General features: G+C 50.4%; 20 protein-coding genes. 9 read left to right on the forward strand and 11 right to left on the reverse strand.

Translation table 11 applies throughout. The features are described 5' to 3' along the window. Positions 1-259 precede the first annotated feature (259 nt). Together ACN5NT_RS15390 and ACN5NT_RS15395 are read right to left on the reverse strand one after the other, a co-directional pair. Complete coding sequence (locus ACN5NT_RS15390; RefSeq protein ID WP_136796505.1) at positions 260-766, reverse strand: rhodanese-like domain-containing protein; 507 nt, start codon at positions 764-766, stop codon at positions 260-262. Positions 767-793: 27 nt separating this feature from the next. Next, the gene (locus tag ACN5NT_RS15395; RefSeq protein WP_419176011.1) at positions 794-1273 is read right to left on the reverse strand and encodes a hypothetical protein; all 480 of its coding nucleotides are present in this window, start codon (positions 1271-1273) and stop codon (positions 794-796) included. A gap of 660 nt (positions 1274-1933) precedes the next feature. On the opposite strand from ACN5NT_RS15395, the gene ACN5NT_RS15400 reads away from it, so the two are divergent. From ACN5NT_RS15400 to ACN5NT_RS15415, 4 genes are all read left to right on the forward strand, one after another. Beyond that, on the forward strand, positions 1934-3130 hold the full coding sequence (locus ACN5NT_RS15400) for a S8 family peptidase (protein ID WP_419176012.1): 1197 nt from the start codon (positions 1934-1936) through the stop codon (positions 3128-3130). 141 nt (positions 3131-3271) lie between these two features. Continuing rightward, positions 3272-3661: a hypothetical protein gene (locus tag ACN5NT_RS15405; protein ID WP_419176013.1), complete on the forward strand. Its 390-nt coding sequence runs from the start codon at positions 3272-3274 to the stop codon at positions 3659-3661. A 63-nt stretch (positions 3662-3724) separates the two neighbouring features. Beyond that, a complete protein-coding gene (locus ACN5NT_RS15410; RefSeq protein ID WP_419176014.1) occupies positions 3725-4411 on the forward strand; it encodes a hypothetical protein in 687 nt (228 codons plus the stop codon). 115 nt (positions 4412-4526) lie between these two features. After that, a complete protein-coding gene (locus tag ACN5NT_RS15415) occupies positions 4527-4802 on the forward strand; it encodes a hypothetical protein (RefSeq protein ID WP_419176015.1) in 276 nt (91 codons plus the stop codon). A 166-nt stretch (positions 4803-4968) separates the two neighbouring features. Here ACN5NT_RS15415 and ACN5NT_RS15420 read toward each other — a convergent pair whose 3' ends face one another. Genes ACN5NT_RS15420 through ACN5NT_RS15435 form a run of 4 tightly spaced genes read right to left on the reverse strand, consistent with a single transcriptional unit; the run spans position 4969 to position 9252 of the window. Further along, positions 4969-6168 carry an ABC transporter permease gene (locus ACN5NT_RS15420; protein WP_136796501.1) on the reverse strand — a complete coding sequence of 400 codons (1200 nt, stop codon included), beginning with the start codon at positions 6166-6168 and terminating at the stop codon, positions 4969-4971. A gap of 2 nt (positions 6169-6170) precedes the next feature. Further along, the gene (locus ACN5NT_RS15425) at positions 6171-7376 is read right to left on the reverse strand and encodes an ABC transporter permease (protein ID WP_419176016.1); all 1206 of its coding nucleotides are present in this window, start codon (positions 7374-7376) and stop codon (positions 6171-6173) included. Between the two features lie 21 nt (positions 7377-7397). After that, positions 7398-8081: an ABC transporter ATP-binding protein gene (locus tag ACN5NT_RS15430; RefSeq protein ID WP_419176017.1), complete on the reverse strand. Its 684-nt coding sequence runs from the start codon at positions 8079-8081 to the stop codon at positions 7398-7400. Between the two features lie 16 nt (positions 8082-8097). Continuing rightward, positions 8098-9252 carry an efflux RND transporter periplasmic adaptor subunit gene (locus ACN5NT_RS15435; protein WP_419176018.1) on the reverse strand — a complete coding sequence of 385 codons (1155 nt, stop codon included), beginning with the start codon at positions 9250-9252 and terminating at the stop codon, positions 8098-8100. A gap of 339 nt (positions 9253-9591) precedes the next feature. Between ACN5NT_RS15435 and ACN5NT_RS15440 the strand changes: the two genes are divergently transcribed. The 5 genes from ACN5NT_RS15440 to ACN5NT_RS15460 all read left to right on the forward strand — a co-directional run bounded on the left by ACN5NT_RS15440 (position 9592) and on the right by ACN5NT_RS15460 (position 15053). Beyond that, positions 9592-10719 (forward strand): M20 family metallopeptidase, encoded by a 1128-nt coding sequence (locus ACN5NT_RS15440; RefSeq protein WP_419176019.1) that lies wholly within the window; start codon positions 9592-9594, stop codon positions 10717-10719. 267 nt (positions 10720-10986) lie between these two features. Next, positions 10987-11172 carry a hypothetical protein gene (locus ACN5NT_RS15445; RefSeq protein ID WP_419176020.1) on the forward strand — a complete coding sequence of 62 codons (186 nt, stop codon included), beginning with the start codon at positions 10987-10989 and terminating at the stop codon, positions 11170-11172. A 285-nt stretch (positions 11173-11457) separates the two neighbouring features. Then, on the forward strand, positions 11458-12666 hold the full coding sequence (gene gltS / locus ACN5NT_RS15450; RefSeq protein WP_419176021.1) for a sodium/glutamate symporter: 1209 nt from the start codon (positions 11458-11460) through the stop codon (positions 12664-12666). Positions 12667-12726: 60 nt separating this feature from the next. After that, positions 12727-13740: an ADP-ribosylglycohydrolase family protein gene (locus ACN5NT_RS15455; RefSeq protein ID WP_419176022.1), complete on the forward strand. Its 1014-nt coding sequence runs from the start codon at positions 12727-12729 to the stop codon at positions 13738-13740. Between the two features lie 47 nt (positions 13741-13787). Then, complete coding sequence (locus ACN5NT_RS15460) at positions 13788-15053, forward strand: NAD(P)/FAD-dependent oxidoreductase (protein ID WP_419176023.1); 1266 nt, start codon at positions 13788-13790, stop codon at positions 15051-15053. 88 nt (positions 15054-15141) lie between these two features. Here ACN5NT_RS15460 and ACN5NT_RS15465 read toward each other — a convergent pair whose 3' ends face one another. From ACN5NT_RS15465 to ACN5NT_RS15485, 5 genes are all read right to left on the reverse strand, one after another. After that, complete coding sequence (locus tag ACN5NT_RS15465) at positions 15142-15891, reverse strand: rubredoxin-like domain-containing protein (protein ID WP_275942928.1); 750 nt, start codon at positions 15889-15891, stop codon at positions 15142-15144. A 402-nt stretch (positions 15892-16293) separates the two neighbouring features. After that, entirely contained in the window at positions 16294-16971 is a 678-nt protein-coding gene (locus ACN5NT_RS15470; RefSeq protein ID WP_136796589.1) for an ABC transporter ATP-binding protein, read from the reverse strand. A gap of 12 nt (positions 16972-16983) precedes the next feature. Continuing rightward, the gene (locus ACN5NT_RS15475; RefSeq protein WP_136796493.1) at positions 16984-18174 is read right to left on the reverse strand and encodes an ABC transporter permease; all 1191 of its coding nucleotides are present in this window, start codon (positions 18172-18174) and stop codon (positions 16984-16986) included. A gap of 9 nt (positions 18175-18183) precedes the next feature. After that, positions 18184-18645: a DUF2318 domain-containing protein gene (locus tag ACN5NT_RS15480; protein WP_136796492.1), complete on the reverse strand. Its 462-nt coding sequence runs from the start codon at positions 18643-18645 to the stop codon at positions 18184-18186. A 143-nt stretch (positions 18646-18788) separates the two neighbouring features. Next, positions 18789-19334 carry a hypothetical protein gene (locus tag ACN5NT_RS15485; protein WP_136796491.1) on the reverse strand — a complete coding sequence of 182 codons (546 nt, stop codon included), beginning with the start codon at positions 19332-19334 and terminating at the stop codon, positions 18789-18791. Positions 19335-19347: the final 13 nt, after the last annotated feature.

The raw sequence follows: 19347 nt of genomic DNA on the forward strand, positions 1-19347 counted from the left end.
GGGATACAAACGCCAGTAAACAGAATCCTGTCCGGATTTCCAAGTCCTTTATTGCTGAAAAATATGGTAACTGAAACCAGTAAGGGGAGTTTCCGCCAATTACCTTTACCCGCTGATGGTGCTTGAACCGATCTGTTATGGATGGAATTAATATAAAAAAAAACCGCACAGCATATGATTCATTCCCATGCTGTACGGCTTATCCGGTTCACCGCGTTGCACGATGAACCATCACCTTTAAAGGTGCTATTTCTTAAGACTACTTGGCAAAATTTGAATCGAAATTGCTCATCTGAAACTCACCAAAGAAGTTGCTGACGGAGTGACCGGCATTAATCCATGCGAGCAAGCCGCCTTCGAGATTGTGCACATTCTTGTAACCAAGATTCTGAAGCGCCTCAGTAGCCAGCGCCCCCCTGCTTCCCTTGAGGCAATAAACGACGACATCTTTCTCAAGGTCTGCAACTTTTCGCGCAAACTGGAATTCCACCATACCTCTGGGAATAGCTAGAGTCTCATCCGCCTCAATCTGACCGGCGGTCACTTCGCCTGGCTCACGCACATCAAGAAGAACAAATTCTTTTTCACCTGTATCGATCCAGGTCTTCAGCGTTGCACTGTCTACAGATTTAATCTGTGATTTTGCCTCGGCTATCCGACTCTTGATCAATTCTGCAGGGGTTGGTTGTTCAGAGGCGAAAACCGCAGTGGCAGAAGTGGCAATCATCAAACCAAGGGTACATGCACACAACATCTTCTTCATCATAATACTCACCAATATTATTACTTATATTCAAGGGCGAACCGCCCTGACATAACCCGCTTTTCGAGTAAAGAAAGAACGGGATGGACCGCATTGATCACCAATTTCCCAGGTTCCAGCATGGACATTACCTGTTTCGTCTGTAAGCCAGTAATTACCTTCAAGTTTGATCTGGACAGTTCCATTTTCCTTCAAATCGAACCGGGCGAAGAGATCATACAACTCCTGTTGAGTTGGCAGCCGCCAGCTTTCGCCTGCACCAGACCTGAATTCCTGAATATATTGCTGTACTTCATGAGGATTATTAAGCCTGCCTGAACGTTCCAACATCCAGTGCTTACCGCTTCTGGGGTCGAGAAATGTGCTCTGGTCAATCGGTACAAGTAGATCCTGCTCCCGACCTGCATTCAAAGCACAGCCTGAGGTAAATAAGGCAACCAGAAGGATTGCTGCAGTAAACCGAACCCGTAACCGACAGCATGAGAATTTGTTCCCAAGATAGGTTGTCATGACAAATAATTCCCCACAAGTTGTAAGTTATAACTACAGTGAAGCATTACATTAAAAAATTATTTAATGTAATGCAAAAGCTTTTTCCCATCTGTAGTACTTTCCATGAACCAAAACTGTCAGATCAGCGTCACTATCCCGGCAACCTTTTCACCTGAAACGCCGGTTCCCATTCTAGCCTGCGAGCTTTCCCATTTACTTTCTTACTTTCCGGAAATCCGAAAATAATTCCGGAATAACGGAATTTACCTAAATACCACGCAGTAACAGGCTCCAATATGCTGAAACTCTACTCTTTTTTTTACACAACCGCCCATTTACAGGGCACGATTTTTGCAGTCAGATTGCAACAGAGGTGAATCAAAATTCCTGAGAAATCAGACTGCAGCCTGCAATCTTTACATGTGATATTCCGGCAACATCCTCGCACAACTGTGGTTACCACATTCGTGCCTGCTGCTGAAAAAGGGGCAGGTAAAGGTTTAGGGGCAAAAATGCATATCAGATACAGCAATTACAGAATCTCTCACCCTGGCTCCTGCCACCATTGCACTGACACTACAGCAATTTATCGTCCTCAAACATCAAGGTGCTCTCCAGGCAGGTCTCAGTGCAAATTGAACCGAAGGCTCAATACAGCACAACACATGGGAGGTACATATGAAAAATCTTAGAAACTACGTCATTCTTCGTACAAGCAAGATCATTACACCTACTCTGGAACATCTGGGCCGTTGGGCAACAACAATGGGGGTATCTGCCGAACAGCCGGATGACATCGAACTCGTTCAGACTGAACTCTCCTTGAAAGAGCGTAATGACATACGGCGGGATCCCAGAACCCGCGCAGTGGCTATGCCCATGCCCATAAAAATGATCGCCCCGGTCAGGATCAGGTCTTCTGCAGAAACTGAAAGCAGCACCATCCCCTGGGGACTCGGTGCCGTGGGAGCTCTTGAGACACCCTACACCGGCAAAGGTATCGCGGTGGCAGTGCTGGACAGCGGTATCGACCCGGATCATCCAGCCTTCTCCGGAGTACAACTGACGAAAAGAAATTTCACAACAGAAAGCGATGATGATCAGAACGGCCACGGGACTCACTGCGCCGGGACGATTTTTGGTCGTGAGGTAAACGGCCAGAGAATCGGTATAGCAACCGGGGTTGAACGGGCCATTATAGGCAAGGTGCTTGGTAGCGAAGGTGGTTCCTCGGCAACTATCGCCCAGGCCATCCAGTGGGCGGTGAGCGAAGGTGCTCATGTGATTTCAATGTCTCTCGGCATTGATTTTCCTGGTTTTGTCGCTTACCTGATCGAGCGGCAGGGGGTAAATCCTGAACCAGCCACCTCACTTGCCCTGGAAGCATATCGATCAAACATTAACCTGTTCCGCGAATTGGCAGACTATGTCTCGGCACAATCAATGTTCAGTCACGGCACTGTCATTGTGGCGGCATCTGGTAACGAAAGCCATAGACCCGAGTATGAAATAGCGGTTGCACCTCCTGCGGCTGCCAATGGAATCATCTCAGTGGGAGCCCTGGAAAAAACCGACCAGGGATTTAAGACAACCTACTTTTCCAACAACCAGGTCGATATCTCCGGCCCCGGAGTTGACGTTGTCTCAGCCAAACCTGGTGGCGGTCTGGCCAGCATGAGCGGAACCTCAATGGCCACGCCACATGTTGCGGGAGTTGCTGCGCTCTGGGCGCAGCGTCAGCTTGAAAAAACCGGTGCCATTAATGGTCAGAGACTGCAGGCAAGGCTGGTCTCCTGTGGCTCATGTAAGGAAATGGCTACAGGCATGGAAACTGAAGACATAGGCACTGGTATGGTGCAGGCTCCGAGGGAGTAGTATATCTCATCAACAGTTTTACTTAAGTTGCTTAAGACTGGGATTTGACGTGATACTTCTGTACTGCTCGTACACTGAAAGGGTTCGAGCAGTACAGGCATGATCAGAAAGATCACACTTTGCAATTAAGGAGGTACCATCATGGCACTGCAAAAAATATTACTCGAAGGTGAAGCCATAAGTGCCGGCAAAGAGAAACGCATTCTCCCCTCTCTTGAAGTCAATCACTGGGATCGCCTGCATTTTCACATCTCTGCAGGAACAGCCAGTATCGCAGATATCAGCGTGCGGGTTCTTTTCGGAACTCCTGTCGGCAGCAAAATTCTGCTCAGCGACAGTACGGTATGGTATGAAGGCGCCACACCAACAGAGAGGGAGTTTTCCCACTCCACCCCAAGCACTTACAATGGCACAGGCTTTATTATGAGTGTACCGGTTGTGGCACCGCTACTCTATGACATCATACTCAAAAACAACAGCACCGAGGACAAACCGGAAGTGTATGTCACTGTAATGGGGCAGGAGATTTAACCCTGCCTGAACGGATGAGACATTCGGGTTACATCGTTTTCAAAACAGACCGGAGGTTGTGGTATGACATACCTCAAATTAAATAGACTCACCTGCAGAAAAACCCAGGAAGCGATTGATGAACCATATCTTCGGGCAATTATCGGTCGCCATAATGATATTGTCTGGGGGCCGCAATCATTGGATGATGGAGAATCCTCCCCGCTTGACTGGGACGTAACCTTCTGGACCAGGGCCGAAGTACAACTCTGGGAACATGACCGGATCAAGCATGACCTCATTAATTCTTTAAATATCAATCTTGAAGATCCGTGGTTCAGATTCGAAGAGGGTGAACACGTTACACGTCTGGCAGGTCGTAATGCCATCTATGATCTGCATTACACTCTAAAAAGATATAACCGACCAGACAACTTTCGCGTCAGATTACACACTCTTCGTTGTAATGACGCCCAGGAGCGCAGGGATGAACCATACCTCCTGGTAAACGGAAACAGGATCTGGAGTGACGAAAATGTCCGTACCGGCGATACACGTGATGTTAATCGCACCCAGGAATTTTCAGGTAATCTCACCATAGAATTATGGGATTACGATCAGGCACGCTCAGATTGTTTTGGCACTCTAAACATCCTGGCTGATGATATCGGTTCAGGAATCAGGGAGACCTCACATCGATTCCATAAAGACCGTGGAATTGTCGGAGACGCATCATACACCCTGAGTTATGAGGTAGAAGTACTTCGCTAAGCTGAGCATAATGTGTCTCCACGTATTCAACTCCTGCCTCAGGACTATTATCCATAACTATCGACAAACCTGAGGCAGCAGACTTAAGCACTTTTTATTTACTCAGAAGCACCCAATGAAAGCCCAAAACACCATCGATCTTCAGCCAGCATGGGCTTTACAGGAACTGGACGCAATTGCAAAGCAGATACGAAGCTCCAATAAGGAAGCTGCAAATGACAGTTGGAGTGACACATCAATTACTTTCAGCTTTTCTGTTGGACCGGCAGGAGGCAAACTTCAAGGCTGGATAACCTACTATGACGGATCAAAGATCAATTTCAAGTTAAAAGACCTGCAACAGAAAACGGGTATAGCTGCCGGGACAGGTGAGATATCAGGATCTCTTTAAGAAAAAACTTCTCTACCTTGAAATTCAGGGAGCCAGACTTCAAAAGAGGCTGGTTTCCTGAAACTTGCCTGTTTTGAATGTGCGACCATCATACTCCGGCAAGATGTGCTTTGTGACGAACAAGCTGGCGACTCTTTCGAAATAACAATTTATTTTTCTTCACTTTTCACTCAGCCCTCAATGCTTCGATTGGATTCAACCCGGCAGCATTGCGTGCCGGCAATATTCCTGCCAACAAGCCAATGACCGCTGCCAGGAGTTCGGCATAAACGGCATAAATCCAGGGTGTATGAGTGGGTAGTGCCGGTATGAAAAACTCAAGAAGCCAGGCGATCCCGGTTCCCATTATCAAGCCAGCCAGCCCCCCCAGCCCCGCCAATACCACCGCCTCTCCCAGAAAGATTAACAGGATCTGTTTACGCTCGGCACCGATGGCACGTAACAAACCTATTTCCGGGGTACGTTCATTTACTGCGATGGTCATAATGGTGACTATCCCTACCCCGCCCACCAGGAGCGAGATTGCACCGAGGCCGCCCACAGCAAGAGTGAGAATATCGAGTACAGAGCCAAGCACTTCAAGCATCTGCTCCTGGGTGGTGATCGTGAAATCTTCCGTACCGTGGCGGTTGATCAAAACCTTTTTGGCCTTTTCAGCGATGGTACTCGATTGCAAACCAGCCTTATACAGCAGATCTATCTCGACCAGGCTTTCCAGATTGAACATCGACATGGCCCGCTGGGTAGGGATATACACCGCATCATCAAGATCGAAGCCAAGCATCTGGCCTTTGGTCTCCATTACCCCGATTACCCGATAGCGTTCGCCTGCTATTCTGATCAGCTGCCCCAATGGATTCGTATCTTTAAAAATCTCTCGTTTTACTTTAGCCCCAAGCACCACAAAAGAGCGGGGAGCCCGATTATCATCGGCTGGTAAAAATCGCCCCTGTGCCACTGGTAACTGCCAGACCCTGGTCGCTGCCGGGCCTACCCCGTAAATAGTGGTACGACGGCTGCGTTTACCAAATTTCACCGCGCCGTTCCCCTGGACGACAGAGACTGTATCAACCACTCCCGGTATCCTTGCCAACGCCTCTTCATCCTCCATGCTGAGCGGCCGAACATTGTTTATAACAGCACCGGAAGTACCGAGAGTTGTTGCCTTACCGGGGTTGATACCGATCAGGTTGGTGCCGAATTGGGTGAATTCGGCAAGAGTGAAACGATGTATGCCTTCACCGATGGAGGTGAGCAGCACTACCGAGGCTATACCCACCGCTATGCCCAAAATAGTGAGAAAACTGCGCAGGCGCTGATCGAGCAATGAGGTAAGAGAAAGTTTGAGGATATCTCTCGGTTGCATGCTCACCTCCTTGAGAGTGCCAGCACCGGGTCGAGATGCGCCGCCCGCAACGCCGGCAGCACGCCGAATATAAGGCCGGTGGCAAAGGCCACAGCAACCGCTACAGCGATAGACCATGGTGGGGTGGTGAGAGGAAACTGGGGCAGAATGTACTCAATCAGCCAGACAGCACCGGCGGCAACAATCAAACCGGCCACAGCGCCGATAAACGAGAGTATTGCCGCCTCAGCCAGAAAGAGGATGACGATCTCACTGTTCGGCGCGCCAATTGCTTTCAAGAGCCCAACTTCGGAGCGCCGCTGGCTGACGGCGATAAGCATCACATTCATAATCAGAATACCAGCCACCGCAATTGAGATTGCCCCGATGCCGGTGACGGTCAGGGTAAGAGCTGTAAAAATTCGATCAAAAGTCGCCAGCACCGCATCCTGGGTGATGACCGTGACATCATCCTCCCCATCGTGACGCTCTTTCATGATTCTGACAATGGTGTCCCTGGCCCGGCCGATCGCTTCCCGGTCATTTGCCTCCACCATAATGCGAAACAGAGAGGTGGTATCAAAAAGAGCCTGCGCCGAAGCAACCGGGATCATCACCACATTGCCAAGATCAATACCTAACGATTCCCCCTGTTCTGCCAATACCCCGATAACCCTGAAACGATTATCACCAATGCGAATACGTTCACCCACTGCAGGTTTGTTGCCGAACAATTCTTTTTTGGTGCTGTCACCGAGAACACAGACAGGTGCTGCACGATTAGCCTCAGCCTCCGGCAAAAAACGGCCACGGCCCATCTCGAGCTGGCGGATAAAAAAGAGCTGAGAGGTAGAGCCGAGTATGGGGGTATCACGCTGAAGCCCGCTGTAGGAGACAGGCGCGGAACCGAAAACCACCGGCGCCACATAACGGATATTGGCAGAACGGGTCAGCGCCATGGCATCATCCACCGTGAGATCACGTGGCGTGACCCCAAGCAGCGGAGGCGGCCCGCCAACGGTCTCGGAGCGGCCGGGCAGTACGATGACCAGGTTTGTGCCCAGAGAAGAAAACTGGTCGAGCACATACTGCTTTGCCCCGTCTCCCAGGGTTGAGAGCACTACCACCGAACTGACGCCAATAGCCATGGCCAGCAGCATAAGCAGGGTTCTGGTGGGATACCCGGAAGCAGCCCGGAATGCAAAACGTATGATATCGTAGAGGTGCACCCTTTACCGTACCTCGTTCGGTTAACCCGTGGGAGAAGAGTTGTCGGTCTCTATCTGACCATCCACCATATGAATTTGCCTTCTGGCCCGTCGGCCCAGTTCCGGATCATGGGTGACCATCAGGAGTGTGATATTCTGACTGTTCAGCTCTTCGAGGATATTGATCACCTCCCCTCCGGAGACTCGATCGAGATTACCGGTGGGCTCATCCGCCAGCAGGATATGCGGCTGCATGATAGTGGCACGGGCAATGGCCACTCGCTGTCGCTGGCCACCGGAGAGCTGATCCGGCCTATGGCCGGCTCTATCGGCAAGCCCGAAAGCTTCCACCGATCTCTCCATACGCTTCTTTCGCTCCCGTGTATCCAGGCCGGCCAGCATCATTGGCAACTCGATATTTTCAGCTGCCGTCATCCTCGGCACCAGATGGAAAAACTGGAAAATAAAACCGATCTTATGCCGTCGCAATTCCGCCTGCCGGCTGTCATCCAGGGCTGTCATATCCTGGCCTTCCAGGCTGTATACACCACTGTCGGGCCGGTCCAGCAGGCCGATCATATTGAGCATGGTTGATTTACCAGAACCGGAAGGCCCCATTATCGCCACATACTCGCCAGTATCGATGGTCAGGTCCACATTACGCAGAGCGTGCACCTTTTCATCCCCCACAGTGAACACCTTGCTGATGTTTTCAAGCTGAATCATGGCCCGGTCACCCCCATCACTTTTTCACCACCGTAACCGACACACCATCCTGCAACCCTGGTTTGTCTATATTGACGACGATGAACTCATCCTCGCCAAGGCCGGAAGTCACTTCTGTCTGGGCCCAGTTGGCAAGCCCTGTGGTGACCACCCTCTCATTCACAATGTCCCCGGCAGGCTGGTATACAAAAACTTTCCTGTCGCCATTGGTCTCAATCACGGCCTCGGTGGGGATTTTCAGGGTATTGTCACTGATGGCAAGAATAATCTCCACATCGGCACTATAACCGGCCAGCAAATCGTCAAAATCACTTTCCTTCAGAAAAGCTGCTTCTATCTCCACGGTTCTCGCCTGTTTTTCCAGGTCAAGCACATAAGGAGATATGCGCCGCACTTTACCGGCAAAACTCCTGCCCCGAAAAGCATCCAGGCCGATACGCACCTCCATACCAACCCGCACGCCAGCCGCATCAACCTCATCAATAGGAGCCGAAACAAAATAACAGTCGTTTTCTATCAGGTCCACGGCCGGTGGAGTCTGCACCCCCACCGGAGATGGCGTGACGTATTCATTCAGCTCACCCTCGATCTGGGCAACAACCCCGCCAAATGGGGCTATGAGGCGGGTACGGGAAAGGTTCACCCTGGCGACTTCAACACTGGCCTTGCTGCGAAGCACAGTTGCTTTGGCTGCGTTACACTGGGCCTCAAGTGATTTGGCGAGTGTTACCGCCCGGTCGGCATCTTCTTCAGAACCAACCTTTCTGCTGAAGAGCTGCTCTTCCCTGTTGGCCTGCCTTCTCGCTTCGCCTGCTGAGAAACAGGTAGCATTGGCATTGGCCTGAGCAACCTCCACCTCGCGGCCGGCGAGGGCCAGTTGTGCCTTGAGATCTTCATTCCAAATCTCCAGCAGGAGTTCACCGGCCTTGACCTGATCTCCTTCCCTGATGGGCAGCAAAGCGATCTGCCCCCCAATGGAAGGCGATAGTTTCGCCCTGCGGCACGCCTTGACCGTACCGGCCCTGGTGTTAGCCACAGTCTTTGCGACCAATCCGCGCTCAACCGGCGCGACCAGTATCTCAATAGGCTTGGGCCGTGTCTTGTACCAGATTCCACCAGCCACAAGCGTAAGCAAAACAAGAAGTATCAGCCATTTTATTCTGGTGCGCATAATATTCAGACGACCTCTGAAAAGCTTGATGTTCTCTGCTATACCCTTCCCTCAACCCTGCCCTACAACCAACAGTTAACTATCTGTTTTAGCGTATAAGGAATATGATATCAAGAAAATGACTACTCTACTACCTCCCTGCTTTTATGGCCATTCCTGTGATATTCAGGTATTGGAAAATACTGTTACCAGCCAATTATCTTTGAATTCCCATACGATTTTGATTACTACTTCGCTCTTCACCTTTTAATGATATCATCTACCAGGCAGATGGTGACACCTCTGCTTTATGTGATTTCCCATATTTTCAGCTGCATGAAACAGCAAAGGTTAGATAGCGTGAAAACCCTGCCGGAAAACCAGATCCATCTTGAATTGATTGAACTTACCAAAAAGCTTATCAGGATTCCTTCCACCTCCTCACGAAGAGATGACATTCATCAGTGTGCAGATTTCATCTCCCAGTGGTTGAAGGCCAACAATATCGACTTTGATCGACACAGTATCAATGATGTGCCTTCCATATCTGTTTTGCCTCAACCAGGGAATGCGCCGCTGTTGGTGATGAGCCACTTTGATGTTGTGGAGGTGAAAAACACAGAACTGTTTGAACCATGGATAGAAAATGGCTGCCTTTTTGGCAGGGGCTCAATTGATGACAAATATGCCGTAGCCCTCTCCCTGATACTCTTCAGAGAACATTTGAATGTGATCAAAAGCGGGGGCGGCAACCAACAGGATATGCAATTTGGTCTTTTGCTCTCTGGTGATGAGGAAACCGGCGGCGCCAATGGCGTTGGCGCACTCATAGACAGTATCAGCACAGATTTCTGCATTGCTATCGACGGCGGTGGCCCGGAACTTATCGTCGACAAAGAAAAGGGTATACTCCAGCTCAAAATAACCGCAACGGGTAAAGCCTCACACGGAGCACGGCCATGGCTTGGAGAGAACGCCTTTGACAATCTGGTACAGGATTACAGGGAATTACAAACTATCTTTTTCGAACAGGCCAAGGGTGAGCCCAGCGATCACTGGTATAAAACCATGGTGTTGTCCAATCTCACTGTGGGTAACGGCTCCATCAATGTGGTGCCGGACCGGGCCGAAGCGCTTCTCGACATACGTTACACAGAACATGATGACCCGGATGCCATTCTTGCCAGCATAGAAAGATCTATCAAATCCAAGGTTGAAATACTCGCCAAAGAACCAGTGTTTGCCACAGGTCCTTCTTCCAATATAGATCTCCTGGTACGCAACTTCGACAACGCCATTGTCGGCTTCGAACATGGTGCCTCAGATGCGCGCTATCTATCACAACGCGGCATCCCCGGCGTGATAGTGGGCGCGGAAGGGAATACCTCACAGCACACGGAAAATGAACACATCGTCCTGTCGAGTCTCTACCAACTCTATGACCGCCTTGATACTTTCTTTCATGAATTTGATAAAGAAGTAAAGTAATTCTCAAATCTTGCCATCGCCCATTCCCTCAGTTAAGAAGGCAGGACAATGATAGGTTTAGCTATCATTGTCCTGCCTTCTTGTACCCATTGTTTTCCTGTTTGCCATAATTAATTTGTCAACCATGGAACGAGGTAGACAACATCGGCAACATTAAGTTCCTGTTGAAACCTACCCTATCCGCAATCGAAGATAATGAGTTTAAGTAAGTCGGTAATGAATGATCGACGATAATATAAACTACCCGTCTGACTTAAGGAGGACGTTATGAGCATGAGAGGCGAAATAATTTCAAGAGAGTACCAGAGCATGAAGTGGGTTCAGGACGTTGATGGTAAGGAGTATGCCTGTTACCATAAGGATCTGGAAAAATTTGACCCAAAAGCCGGTTTGAGTGAAGAACAAAAAAATCAATGCATGGATACCAGCCTGGTCCTTGGTGATAGTTGGTAGTCACTGGCCAGTTTACATAAATAAAACCCCGGATGCCATGAGGTATCCGGGGTTTTTTGTTGCCAGCCCACCATGCCTGACAAATATCCCCACCAGTAGCCGGTCATCTTTCCCAGATTTCGTTCTGATCAGTTTCAGGTTGTGATACAATCCTGATAAGCCAAACACCGCGCAAGAGTTAATCCCCCCCTGCACCTCCGGAAATTCTGCATTAGGGTAGAGGATGTGCGAATGCAATACCTGAACAATCACCGTTACTGCTAACTTGTACCTCAGATAAGAGCCATGCCAACCTACGAGATTGCTGGTCGACAAATCCTGATTCTTGCGATTCTGGTGCTCTATGTTGGCACATTTCTCACCAAACACTTCCCCTTTCTTCGTCGAAACAACATCCCCGAATCTGTCACTGGCGGCATTATCTGCAGTGTCATTATCACCATCTTAGCCCTTTATGAAGTGGTAGAGCTGGATTTCAATCTCGATCTGCGAAACCTGCTGCTGCTGATCTTCTTTTCTACCATCGGCCTCAACGCCAAACTGAAATTCCTGCTGCGGGGCGGTCTCGCTTTACTGATCCTTACCATCTCCTGCGGCATATTCCTTGTTTTCCAGAATGGAATCGGGGTGGTGGTGGCAAAAAGCCTGGGATATAATCCGGTGTTCGGCCTTTTCGGGGGCTCAATAGCTCTTGCCGGTGGCCACGGGACAGCTGTAGCCTGGGGCGACATCATGGCGAGCACCGGTGTACGGGGAGTCTCCGAATTCGGTATCGCCTGCGCCACCTTTGGGTTGATTCTGGGAGGACTGTTCGGCGGCCCACTTGCCGGTCTGCTCATCCGGAGACATAACCTTCAACCGAGCCAGGCCGATCTTGAAGAGGCTGCTGCCATTCAAACCGACGAAACCGGCAAACCGCACCACAGGGTGACCATCGACGACATTATCTTCACCATTTTCTGCCTGGCCCTCTGCCTGGGTGTCGGTGATGCCGTAAACCGATATCTCTTCGAATACAATATCCGCCTGCCGGGTTTTCTCACTGCGATGATGGTGGGAGTGCTCCTGACCAACCTCGCCGATACCACCAAAATTGACCTGAACCATGAGGGAATCGACCTCATCGGCGGAGTATGCCTGCAACTCTTTCTCGCTATGAGCCTGATGAGTATGGATCTGCTTTCTCTGGCGGATTCATTCATCCTCCTCTTCACCACTATGATTTTTCAGGCGATGTTCGCCATGTTATTTGGCTTTTTCATTGTCTTCAGGATGATGGGCAGCGATTACGATGCGGCAATGATTGTCAGTGGTTTTTTTGGCATGGGCCTCGGGGCAACTCCTGTTGCCATAGCGAACATGGATGCAGTCGCAAAAAAACACGGGCCGTCGGTGCGGGCTTTACTCATAGTTCCACTCGTCGGAGCGTTTTTCATCGATATTGTCAACGCTTTCACTATTCAGGCCTTTCTGCGACTACCCGTTTTCTTTTAGTCAGCGCCTCAATGCGAGCACTGGACGGGGAAAGACAGAGCGTACAAAAGGAACTTTATTATGAAGAGACAGCTCTCTTTTCATGACAGGCTAGATGGTGCCATCTATGGCATGTTCATTGGGGATGCCCTGGCAATGCCGGTGCACTGGTATTATGACACCGAGGCCCTCTGTAGGGATTATGGCCAAGTTCATGACTATCTCGCACCTAAAAATCCGCATCCGGATTCTATCCTCTGGAGATCTTCATACACTCCCCCGAATTCCAAAGCGGATATTCTCCATGACCAGGCACAATATTGGGGTCGGCGCGGCATTCATTACCACCAGTTTTTAGATGCTGGAGAAAACACCCTGAACCTGAAATTAGCACACGAGTTGTTTGATTTTCTACAGCAGGAACCGGAATATTCTGCTGAAAAATGGCTGAATCGGCTGATTGATTTTCTTATCACTCCAGGCACGCATAATGATACCTATGTTGAGGAGTACCTCCGTCACTTCTTTATCAACTATGGGCATGGTGTCCACCCTCTTGCCTGCTGCAGGACCGACGAACACCATATTGGCGGCCTGTCACAGATGCTGCCTGTTCTACTCCACTATGCCGATGAACCGGAAAGAGCCTGCCCTGCCGCCCTCGATCATCTCAAACTTACCCATCGTGGCTCGATTATGGAGACCGGTGCCGAAATTACTGCAAACATTCTCATCGGTACCCTGAAGGGCGAGCCGTTGCCCGAGGCGATTCATCGCTCCTGCAGTAAATCGGCTTCAGGTATCGCCCGTCATAATTACAAACATTTACTCGATTTTCCTGATGATACCGTAATCAGACGTCACTTCTCCTCCGCCTGCTATATGGATCAGTCCCTGCCGGCAACGATTTATCTGGCGCTAAAATATAGTGAAGATCCAGAACAGGGACTTATTGCCAACACCATGGCTGGTGGAGATAATGTGGGAAGAGGAACGGTACTCGGAGCATTCCTTGGAGCGGCAAAAGGTATGGAGGGATTTCCAGAGCGCTGGATCTCCGGCCTGAAGACGAAACCAACACTATCACATCACTGAAATCGAATTGTTCGGAGAATACAGAACCAGCAGAGAGGATCGCATAGATGGAGTACGACGTTATCATCGTAGGCGCAGGCCTGGCAGGACTCGCCTGTGCCAGGGCCGTACACCGGAGGAAAAAATCATTTATTTTACTTGAAGCTGAAGAACAACCCGGCGGCAGGGTTCGCACTGACAGGGAGCAGGGGTTTCTACTGGACCGCGGTTTCCAGGTGTTGCAAACCGCTTACCCGGAAGCGCAAAAGACCCTTGACTACCAGCGACTCGATCTCCGCTCCTATCCGTCCGGGATAGTAATCAGGGCCAACGACAGGTTTCATACCATCGCCGATCCACGCCGTCATCCGAGCCAGTTGCTGGCCACAGCAACTTCCCCAATCGGCAGCGTCAGAGACAGATATCTGGTACTTAAACTGGCCATTGCTGTTCGCGGGGTCACACTGCCGGAAATTTTTCAGGAAGAGGAGCAACCCACCATCGATTTTCTTGAGCAATGGGGGTTCTCACACCAATTCATCCAACAGTTTTTCCAACCTTTTTTTGCAGGCGCATGCCTTGATCCGGAAATCCGGGCCTCCAGCCGGGTGTTGAAATATATCATGCGTATGTTCGCAGCAGGCGATGTGGCGGTTCCCGCCAAAGGAATGGGCCAGATAGCCGCCCAGTTGGCAGCTGAGCTGCCCCAGGAAAACATCCGCTACGTCAGTCGGGTGACAAGTATCACGAATGGATCGGTCACCTTGCAATACGGCACAACCCTGCACGCCAGAATGATCGTGCTGGCGACTCCTTTGCCAATGGTCAAAGAGTTACTCAAAACCGTTTCTGAACCAGCAGAACCAGCGCCTCAGGCTCGTTCGCCCCTTGGCGAAACCTGCCTGTACTTTAACGCAGGAGAATGGCGCCCGCCTTCCAAAATCCCTTTTCTCATACTGAACGGTGAGGGCCAGGGCCCGGTCAACAACCTCGCCTTCCCCAGTCTCATTGCACCGGACTATGCCCCCAACAACGAAACTCTGGTTGCAGTGGTCAGCCTGAGAAATGAAACTTCACCAGAACTCGAAAACCAGATCAGAGAGCAACTCGCAAGTTGGTTTGGCACAGAGGTTAACCACTGGCAACTTCTGCGGACAATGCATATTCCCTATGGTCTGCCAAACCAGGAACCACCAACTGCCAACCCGTACCAGCTGCCACTCAGCTACGATACCAGAATACGCATCTGCGGCGAATATAGGAGTCTGCCCTCTATCCAGTGGGCATTACTTTCCGGCAGAAAGACAGGTGAGATAATTTGCGACGAATTATAGTTCATTGCCAGCCATAAATACAAACGGCCCTGCCCCTCTTGTCGAGAGGAGCAGGGCCGATTCGTGTCAGTCAGTCTGAATCAGTTCTCTACTTCCTGGTACCAAAAACCAGCTTGCCGCCAATGTGACCGGCAATACCGGTGGCACCAAGCATGATCGCTGCGATGCCAAAATATATCAGCCTGTATGGTGAATCTGCGGAAGCCACATCCGGCATCAAAAAGCGCCAGAGCACAAGCCCTGTCAACGACAATGTCACTGTGGTTGAGGCAAATATCTTGATCAGAAAAATGATAGTCTTGGCACCGTTATAGCGGTTCTTCCACTCCAGGTAGCCTGTTGTGAGCACCAGCGGCATGGTTAGCAGCACGAAGACCATATTGTAGAATGCCGCCACCTCAAAGACCTGCAAGCCGAGAAACATGGCAATGGCCAGAAATATCACCGCCACAGGCAGGATACCGTTCGGCATGTGTACCGAAATGGGGTGGAGGTGGAGTTTCAACGCAACCCGCACCAAAAACGAAGGTTTTTGCGCTTTAGCAGGTTGAGCCGCCGGCGGCGCCACCTTTGGCTTTTCTCCGCCTTCAATCTCATTGCCTTCCGCATCGACTTCCACAAACTTGTCCGGGCCTGCCTTGCAGATAGGGCACTCATCAGGCGGTGCGTCACCTTCGTGGATATAGTTACAGACGAGACACTTCCAGCGTCGTGTCGCAGTACCCTCTTCCACCACTTCTTCGAATTTATCAGCCTTGGCTTTACACAGGGGGCATTCTTCCGGTGGGGTATCTCCTTCGTGAATATAGCCGCACACCGTACATTTCCACTTCTTCATCACCCTTCTCCTATATCCTTTAACACGTTCCAGAATAGCAATTATGATTATTTCGGACCTGGGACCTTCTTTGCCTAGTCTACATTCAGTTGTAAGGAATTCCGAGCCTTATTTCAAACCACGAACGACCACCCTGCAGGACAACTGCAGACCTGATGAAGCCAAGAACGCAGAAATACAACACCTTGGGATTCAATCACTATCTGCCAATGATCGTTGAAAAATCAGCCTTCAGCACCAATAGCCGCCCGGTGTGGCCCAGCTCATTATTTTCGATCAGGACCACACCAGGTTGAATACCGAAAAACTCCATCAGACGTGTCTCTACCCATTCGCTACCGAAACCGTTACTGCCGATATAAGAGTCAAAGGTATCTCCAGAATCATTTGCGACTTATCATTTTAGACCTCATCCTCCCCGGTGATTACGCCATCCTCAATGCGGATAGTGCGCTGGGCAAGCTGTGCATAGGCAGGATCGTGAGTAACCATGACCACGGTCAACCCCTCTCTATTCAGCTCTTTAAGCAACGTCATAATCTGTTCACCTGTGGTCTTATCCAGGCTACCGGTCGGTTCATCGGCAAAAAGAACCCGGGAATCCTTGACCAGTGCCCTGGCTATTGCAACCCGCTGCTGCTCACCACCTGAGAGGTTACCGGGGAGTCGCTCTGCTTTATCAAGTAGCCCCACCCGCGCCAGACACTCCCTGGCCTTGGCGACCGTCTTCTTATCCACCGGCTTCATCGACTGCATGAAGGGTAGTAGAACATTTTCAAGTACGGTCAAATACGGCAGCAGATGATGAAACTGAAAAATGACTGAGAAATCAGACTGACGCAGACTATTTAACTGAGCTTCCGAAACCTCGGAGAGGTTATCTGCCCGGTAACGCAACTCACCCTCATCGGATCGAACCAGGGTGGAGAGCACATTGAGCAGTGTGGTCTTACCCGAACCGGAACGACCGACGATGGAGACGAATTCACCCTCTTCAATGGCCACCGAGACGTTCTTCAGCACCGGTACCGCATTGCCGTCTGACACGAAACTTTTTGAAACATTCTTTGCGTATAACATTTCCATAACCTCCTACAGGGCAACAAGCGCGGTTGAAGGCTCCACAGAAGCCCCTTTGGCTGCCGGGTAAATTGCGGCGATGACTGTAATCATTGCAAAGGCTGTGATCGCCAGCAGCAAATGACTTACCGAGAATACCGGTGTGCCTCCCTCGGCTATCGCCAGTAACTGGAGTACCTTGAAGCTTGCCGCAAATCCCCCCAGATAGCCTACGGCTCCGGCCATGGCCCCGATCAGGCCTGCCTCCAGGCAGAAGATGGTAAAGATCTGCGATTTGCCGTAACCGAGCGAGCGCAGTATGCCGATATCTTTTTTGCGCTCATTGACAGCAGACATCATGGACAGACCGACCATGGCTGTAGCTGTAATCAGGATCACAAGACTGATGGAAAGGGCCAGATTCTGGACAAAATGGACAGAGGCCATGCGCTGATCGACCACATGCTGCAGCGCCTTGATTTCTGTATCTGGCAAAGCTACCCGCAACTCATCGACAATCTCTTCGATCGGGCAGCCGGCACAAAGAGCCGCCACCTCAATAAAGCTTGTTGCGTTTGGAGTCTCAAGCAAAGCCTGCAAAGCACCAAGCTCCATAAAAAGAACGGTATCATCATCTGTTCCGGTCTCGTAGAGCACTCCGCTTACCTTGAAATCACTCCCCAATATGTTTACCGAGTCACCGTTGTTCAGGTTGAGCATTGCAGCTACCCGGCTCCCCAACAGGATTTCATTGGAAACTGCTTGTTCGAGGGAATCGCCGGCAATCTCAGGAAAGCTGCCGGAGGTGGCCCAGTAACTTTTCAAAGCACGCTCCTGTTGCCACTGCACCCCAACAAGGGCAACCGCGACATCTTGAACTTTGGCCATAGTCACCAGCTTGGGCGCCACCACACTGATGCGGTCATTCATGTGGATACCGCGAATAGCCGCTACAGTCTCCTCCTCCGGCAGATTCTGGATATCAAAGAGCATATCGCCCATGTGAAACCCGCCGTAGCTGACGCTGAGCTTCTCCGTAGCCGGCGAAACAATAACGTTTGCACCATAGGCGATCAGCTTCTTTTCAAGGCTCACACCAACCACACGGGATACCTGATACAGCGCAACGATGGACATAACTCCAAGGGTGAATACCAGAAATAGCAACAGGGCCTTCGATGGCCTTCTGCGAAGATTGCGAAAGGGAATAGTCAGGATATTCATGGTTCCCCCTTAAAAGAATCGTGCGCCAGGTAACAGATCGGCAACCTTGATTACCAGATCTTTACCCTTCACCGCGTGATTCAGAGGAGCAGGATTACAGCCCCCCTGCTCATGGTTTATACGGCTGCTGTGAAAGCGCATTCCACAATTATTGCAAACCATGAAATCGCCGTCCTGGCTGTACCCCTTCTTCGCCGGGTAGCAAACATCGCAGGCATCGAAAGCCGCGTGCATCACCCCGTCAGGGCTTTTCATTACGAAAAACTTAATCTCAGTTTTGTCATGTTCGTATGAAAAATGGTGGGCTTTGCCGTCGCTGACTTCGGCAAGTGACAGGATTACTTCCCCACCCACTGCGGTCACCTTACCACTGCCGCCAAAGACGTTAAAAAATGCGTGACTGCTGAAGGCCAGTAACAGACAGGCAATCACGATAGCTCCGGTAAAAATTATAGAACGTGTTTTCTGCATTATTTCCTCTCTTTTTCATCTGCCCCGTAAAAATTACCATCAGGGCAGAGATGTCGTATATCAGCCGCCACCTGCAAGCATAATGGCGCTACAATATTTCACGAAAATTCAGCGTATTATCAGCCGAAAAAAGAGAAAATGCATCAAATCAGAAAGACGCAGTTTTTGGTGTAGATACGAGGGGGGGAATGAGTCCGGGCCGGATAAGATGGCAACTCAATGGGTACTGGAGAGAGATCGGCAACGCTGTAGGCCATTTCGACAAAATCAACTTGAGCAAAGTCGATGTCGGAACCTGTCTGCCCACCTGTTGTCGCCAGGTGCACCGTAGAGACACCTGGCTCCTTTTGTTTGGCGCAAATCTCTGCATAGTCGCAATCTGCAACTGCTATGGTGCCGGCATGACCGTGGAGGGCCACATCCTGATTGGCAGCGTGCCGAACCTGTCCATCATTATCAGACAGGTGGCTGGACGAATGACCATGATCTCCATGGCTTGCGACATGCTGAGGGGCTGCATGCAATCCAGCCTCACCACTACAACAGGCAGGCTGAATGGTAACATTCTCCTTAACCTGGCAACACAAGCAATCTGTTGCGCAAAGCCCCGGTAACGCCTGGGAAATACCCATGAAACCGAGGACGATAATAAGGATCTGTATTATGCAGTGAGATAAAAATTTATTCATGTTTTTTCCGGTC

Source organism: Desulfosediminicola sp. (assembly GCF_048381775.1).
In the GTDB taxonomy this organism is placed as follows: Bacteria; Desulfobacterota; Desulfobulbia; order Desulfobulbales; family Desulfocapsaceae; genus Desulfopila; species Desulfopila ganghwensis.

What these genes read in the sequence shown, in the direction of transcription:
- ACN5NT_RS15460 (WP_419176023.1), top strand. Translation starts at nt 13,788, where the DNA reads ATGGAGTACGACGTTATCATCGTAGGCGCAGGCCTGGCAGGACTCGCC.
- ACN5NT_RS15485 (WP_136796491.1), bottom strand. Translation starts at nt 19,334, where the DNA reads ATGAATAAATTTTTATCTCACTGCATAATACAGATCCTTATTATCGTC.
- ACN5NT_RS15410 (WP_419176014.1), top strand. Translation starts at nt 3,725, where the DNA reads ATGACATACCTCAAATTAAATAGACTCACCTGCAGAAAAACCCAGGAA.
- ACN5NT_RS15400 (WP_419176012.1), top strand. Translation starts at nt 1,934, where the DNA reads ATGAAAAATCTTAGAAACTACGTCATTCTTCGTACAAGCAAGATCATT.
- ACN5NT_RS15480 (WP_136796492.1), bottom strand. Translation starts at nt 18,645, where the DNA reads ATGCAGAAAACACGTTCTATAATTTTTACCGGAGCTATCGTGATTGCC.
- ACN5NT_RS15405 (WP_419176013.1), top strand. Translation starts at nt 3,272, where the DNA reads ATGGCACTGCAAAAAATATTACTCGAAGGTGAAGCCATAAGTGCCGGC.
- ACN5NT_RS15465 (WP_275942928.1), bottom strand. Translation starts at nt 15,891, where the DNA reads ATGAAGAAGTGGAAATGTACGGTGTGCGGCTATATTCACGAAGGAGAT.
- gltS (WP_419176021.1), top strand. Translation starts at nt 11,458, where the DNA reads ATGCCAACCTACGAGATTGCTGGTCGACAAATCCTGATTCTTGCGATT.
- ACN5NT_RS15455 (WP_419176022.1), top strand. Translation starts at nt 12,727, where the DNA reads ATGAAGAGACAGCTCTCTTTTCATGACAGGCTAGATGGTGCCATCTAT.
- ACN5NT_RS15445 (WP_419176020.1), top strand. Translation starts at nt 10,987, where the DNA reads ATGAGCATGAGAGGCGAAATAATTTCAAGAGAGTACCAGAGCATGAAG.
- ACN5NT_RS15470 (WP_136796589.1), bottom strand. Translation starts at nt 16,971, where the DNA reads ATGTTATACGCAAAGAATGTTTCAAAAAGTTTCGTGTCAGACGGCAAT.
- ACN5NT_RS15435 (WP_419176018.1), bottom strand. Translation starts at nt 9,252, where the DNA reads ATGCGCACCAGAATAAAATGGCTGATACTTCTTGTTTTGCTTACGCTT.
- ACN5NT_RS15475 (WP_136796493.1), bottom strand. Translation starts at nt 18,174, where the DNA reads ATGAATATCCTGACTATTCCCTTTCGCAATCTTCGCAGAAGGCCATCG.
- ACN5NT_RS15430 (WP_419176017.1), bottom strand. Translation starts at nt 8,081, where the DNA reads ATGATTCAGCTTGAAAACATCAGCAAGGTGTTCACTGTGGGGGATGAA.
- ACN5NT_RS15390 (WP_136796505.1), bottom strand. Translation starts at nt 766, where the DNA reads ATGATGAAGAAGATGTTGTGTGCATGTACCCTTGGTTTGATGATTGCC.
- ACN5NT_RS15415 (WP_419176015.1), top strand. Translation starts at nt 4,527, where the DNA reads ATGAAAGCCCAAAACACCATCGATCTTCAGCCAGCATGGGCTTTACAG.
- ACN5NT_RS15420 (WP_136796501.1), bottom strand. Translation starts at nt 6,168, where the DNA reads ATGCAACCGAGAGATATCCTCAAACTTTCTCTTACCTCATTGCTCGAT.
- ACN5NT_RS15395 (WP_419176011.1), bottom strand. Translation starts at nt 1,273, where the DNA reads ATGACAACCTATCTTGGGAACAAATTCTCATGCTGTCGGTTACGGGTT.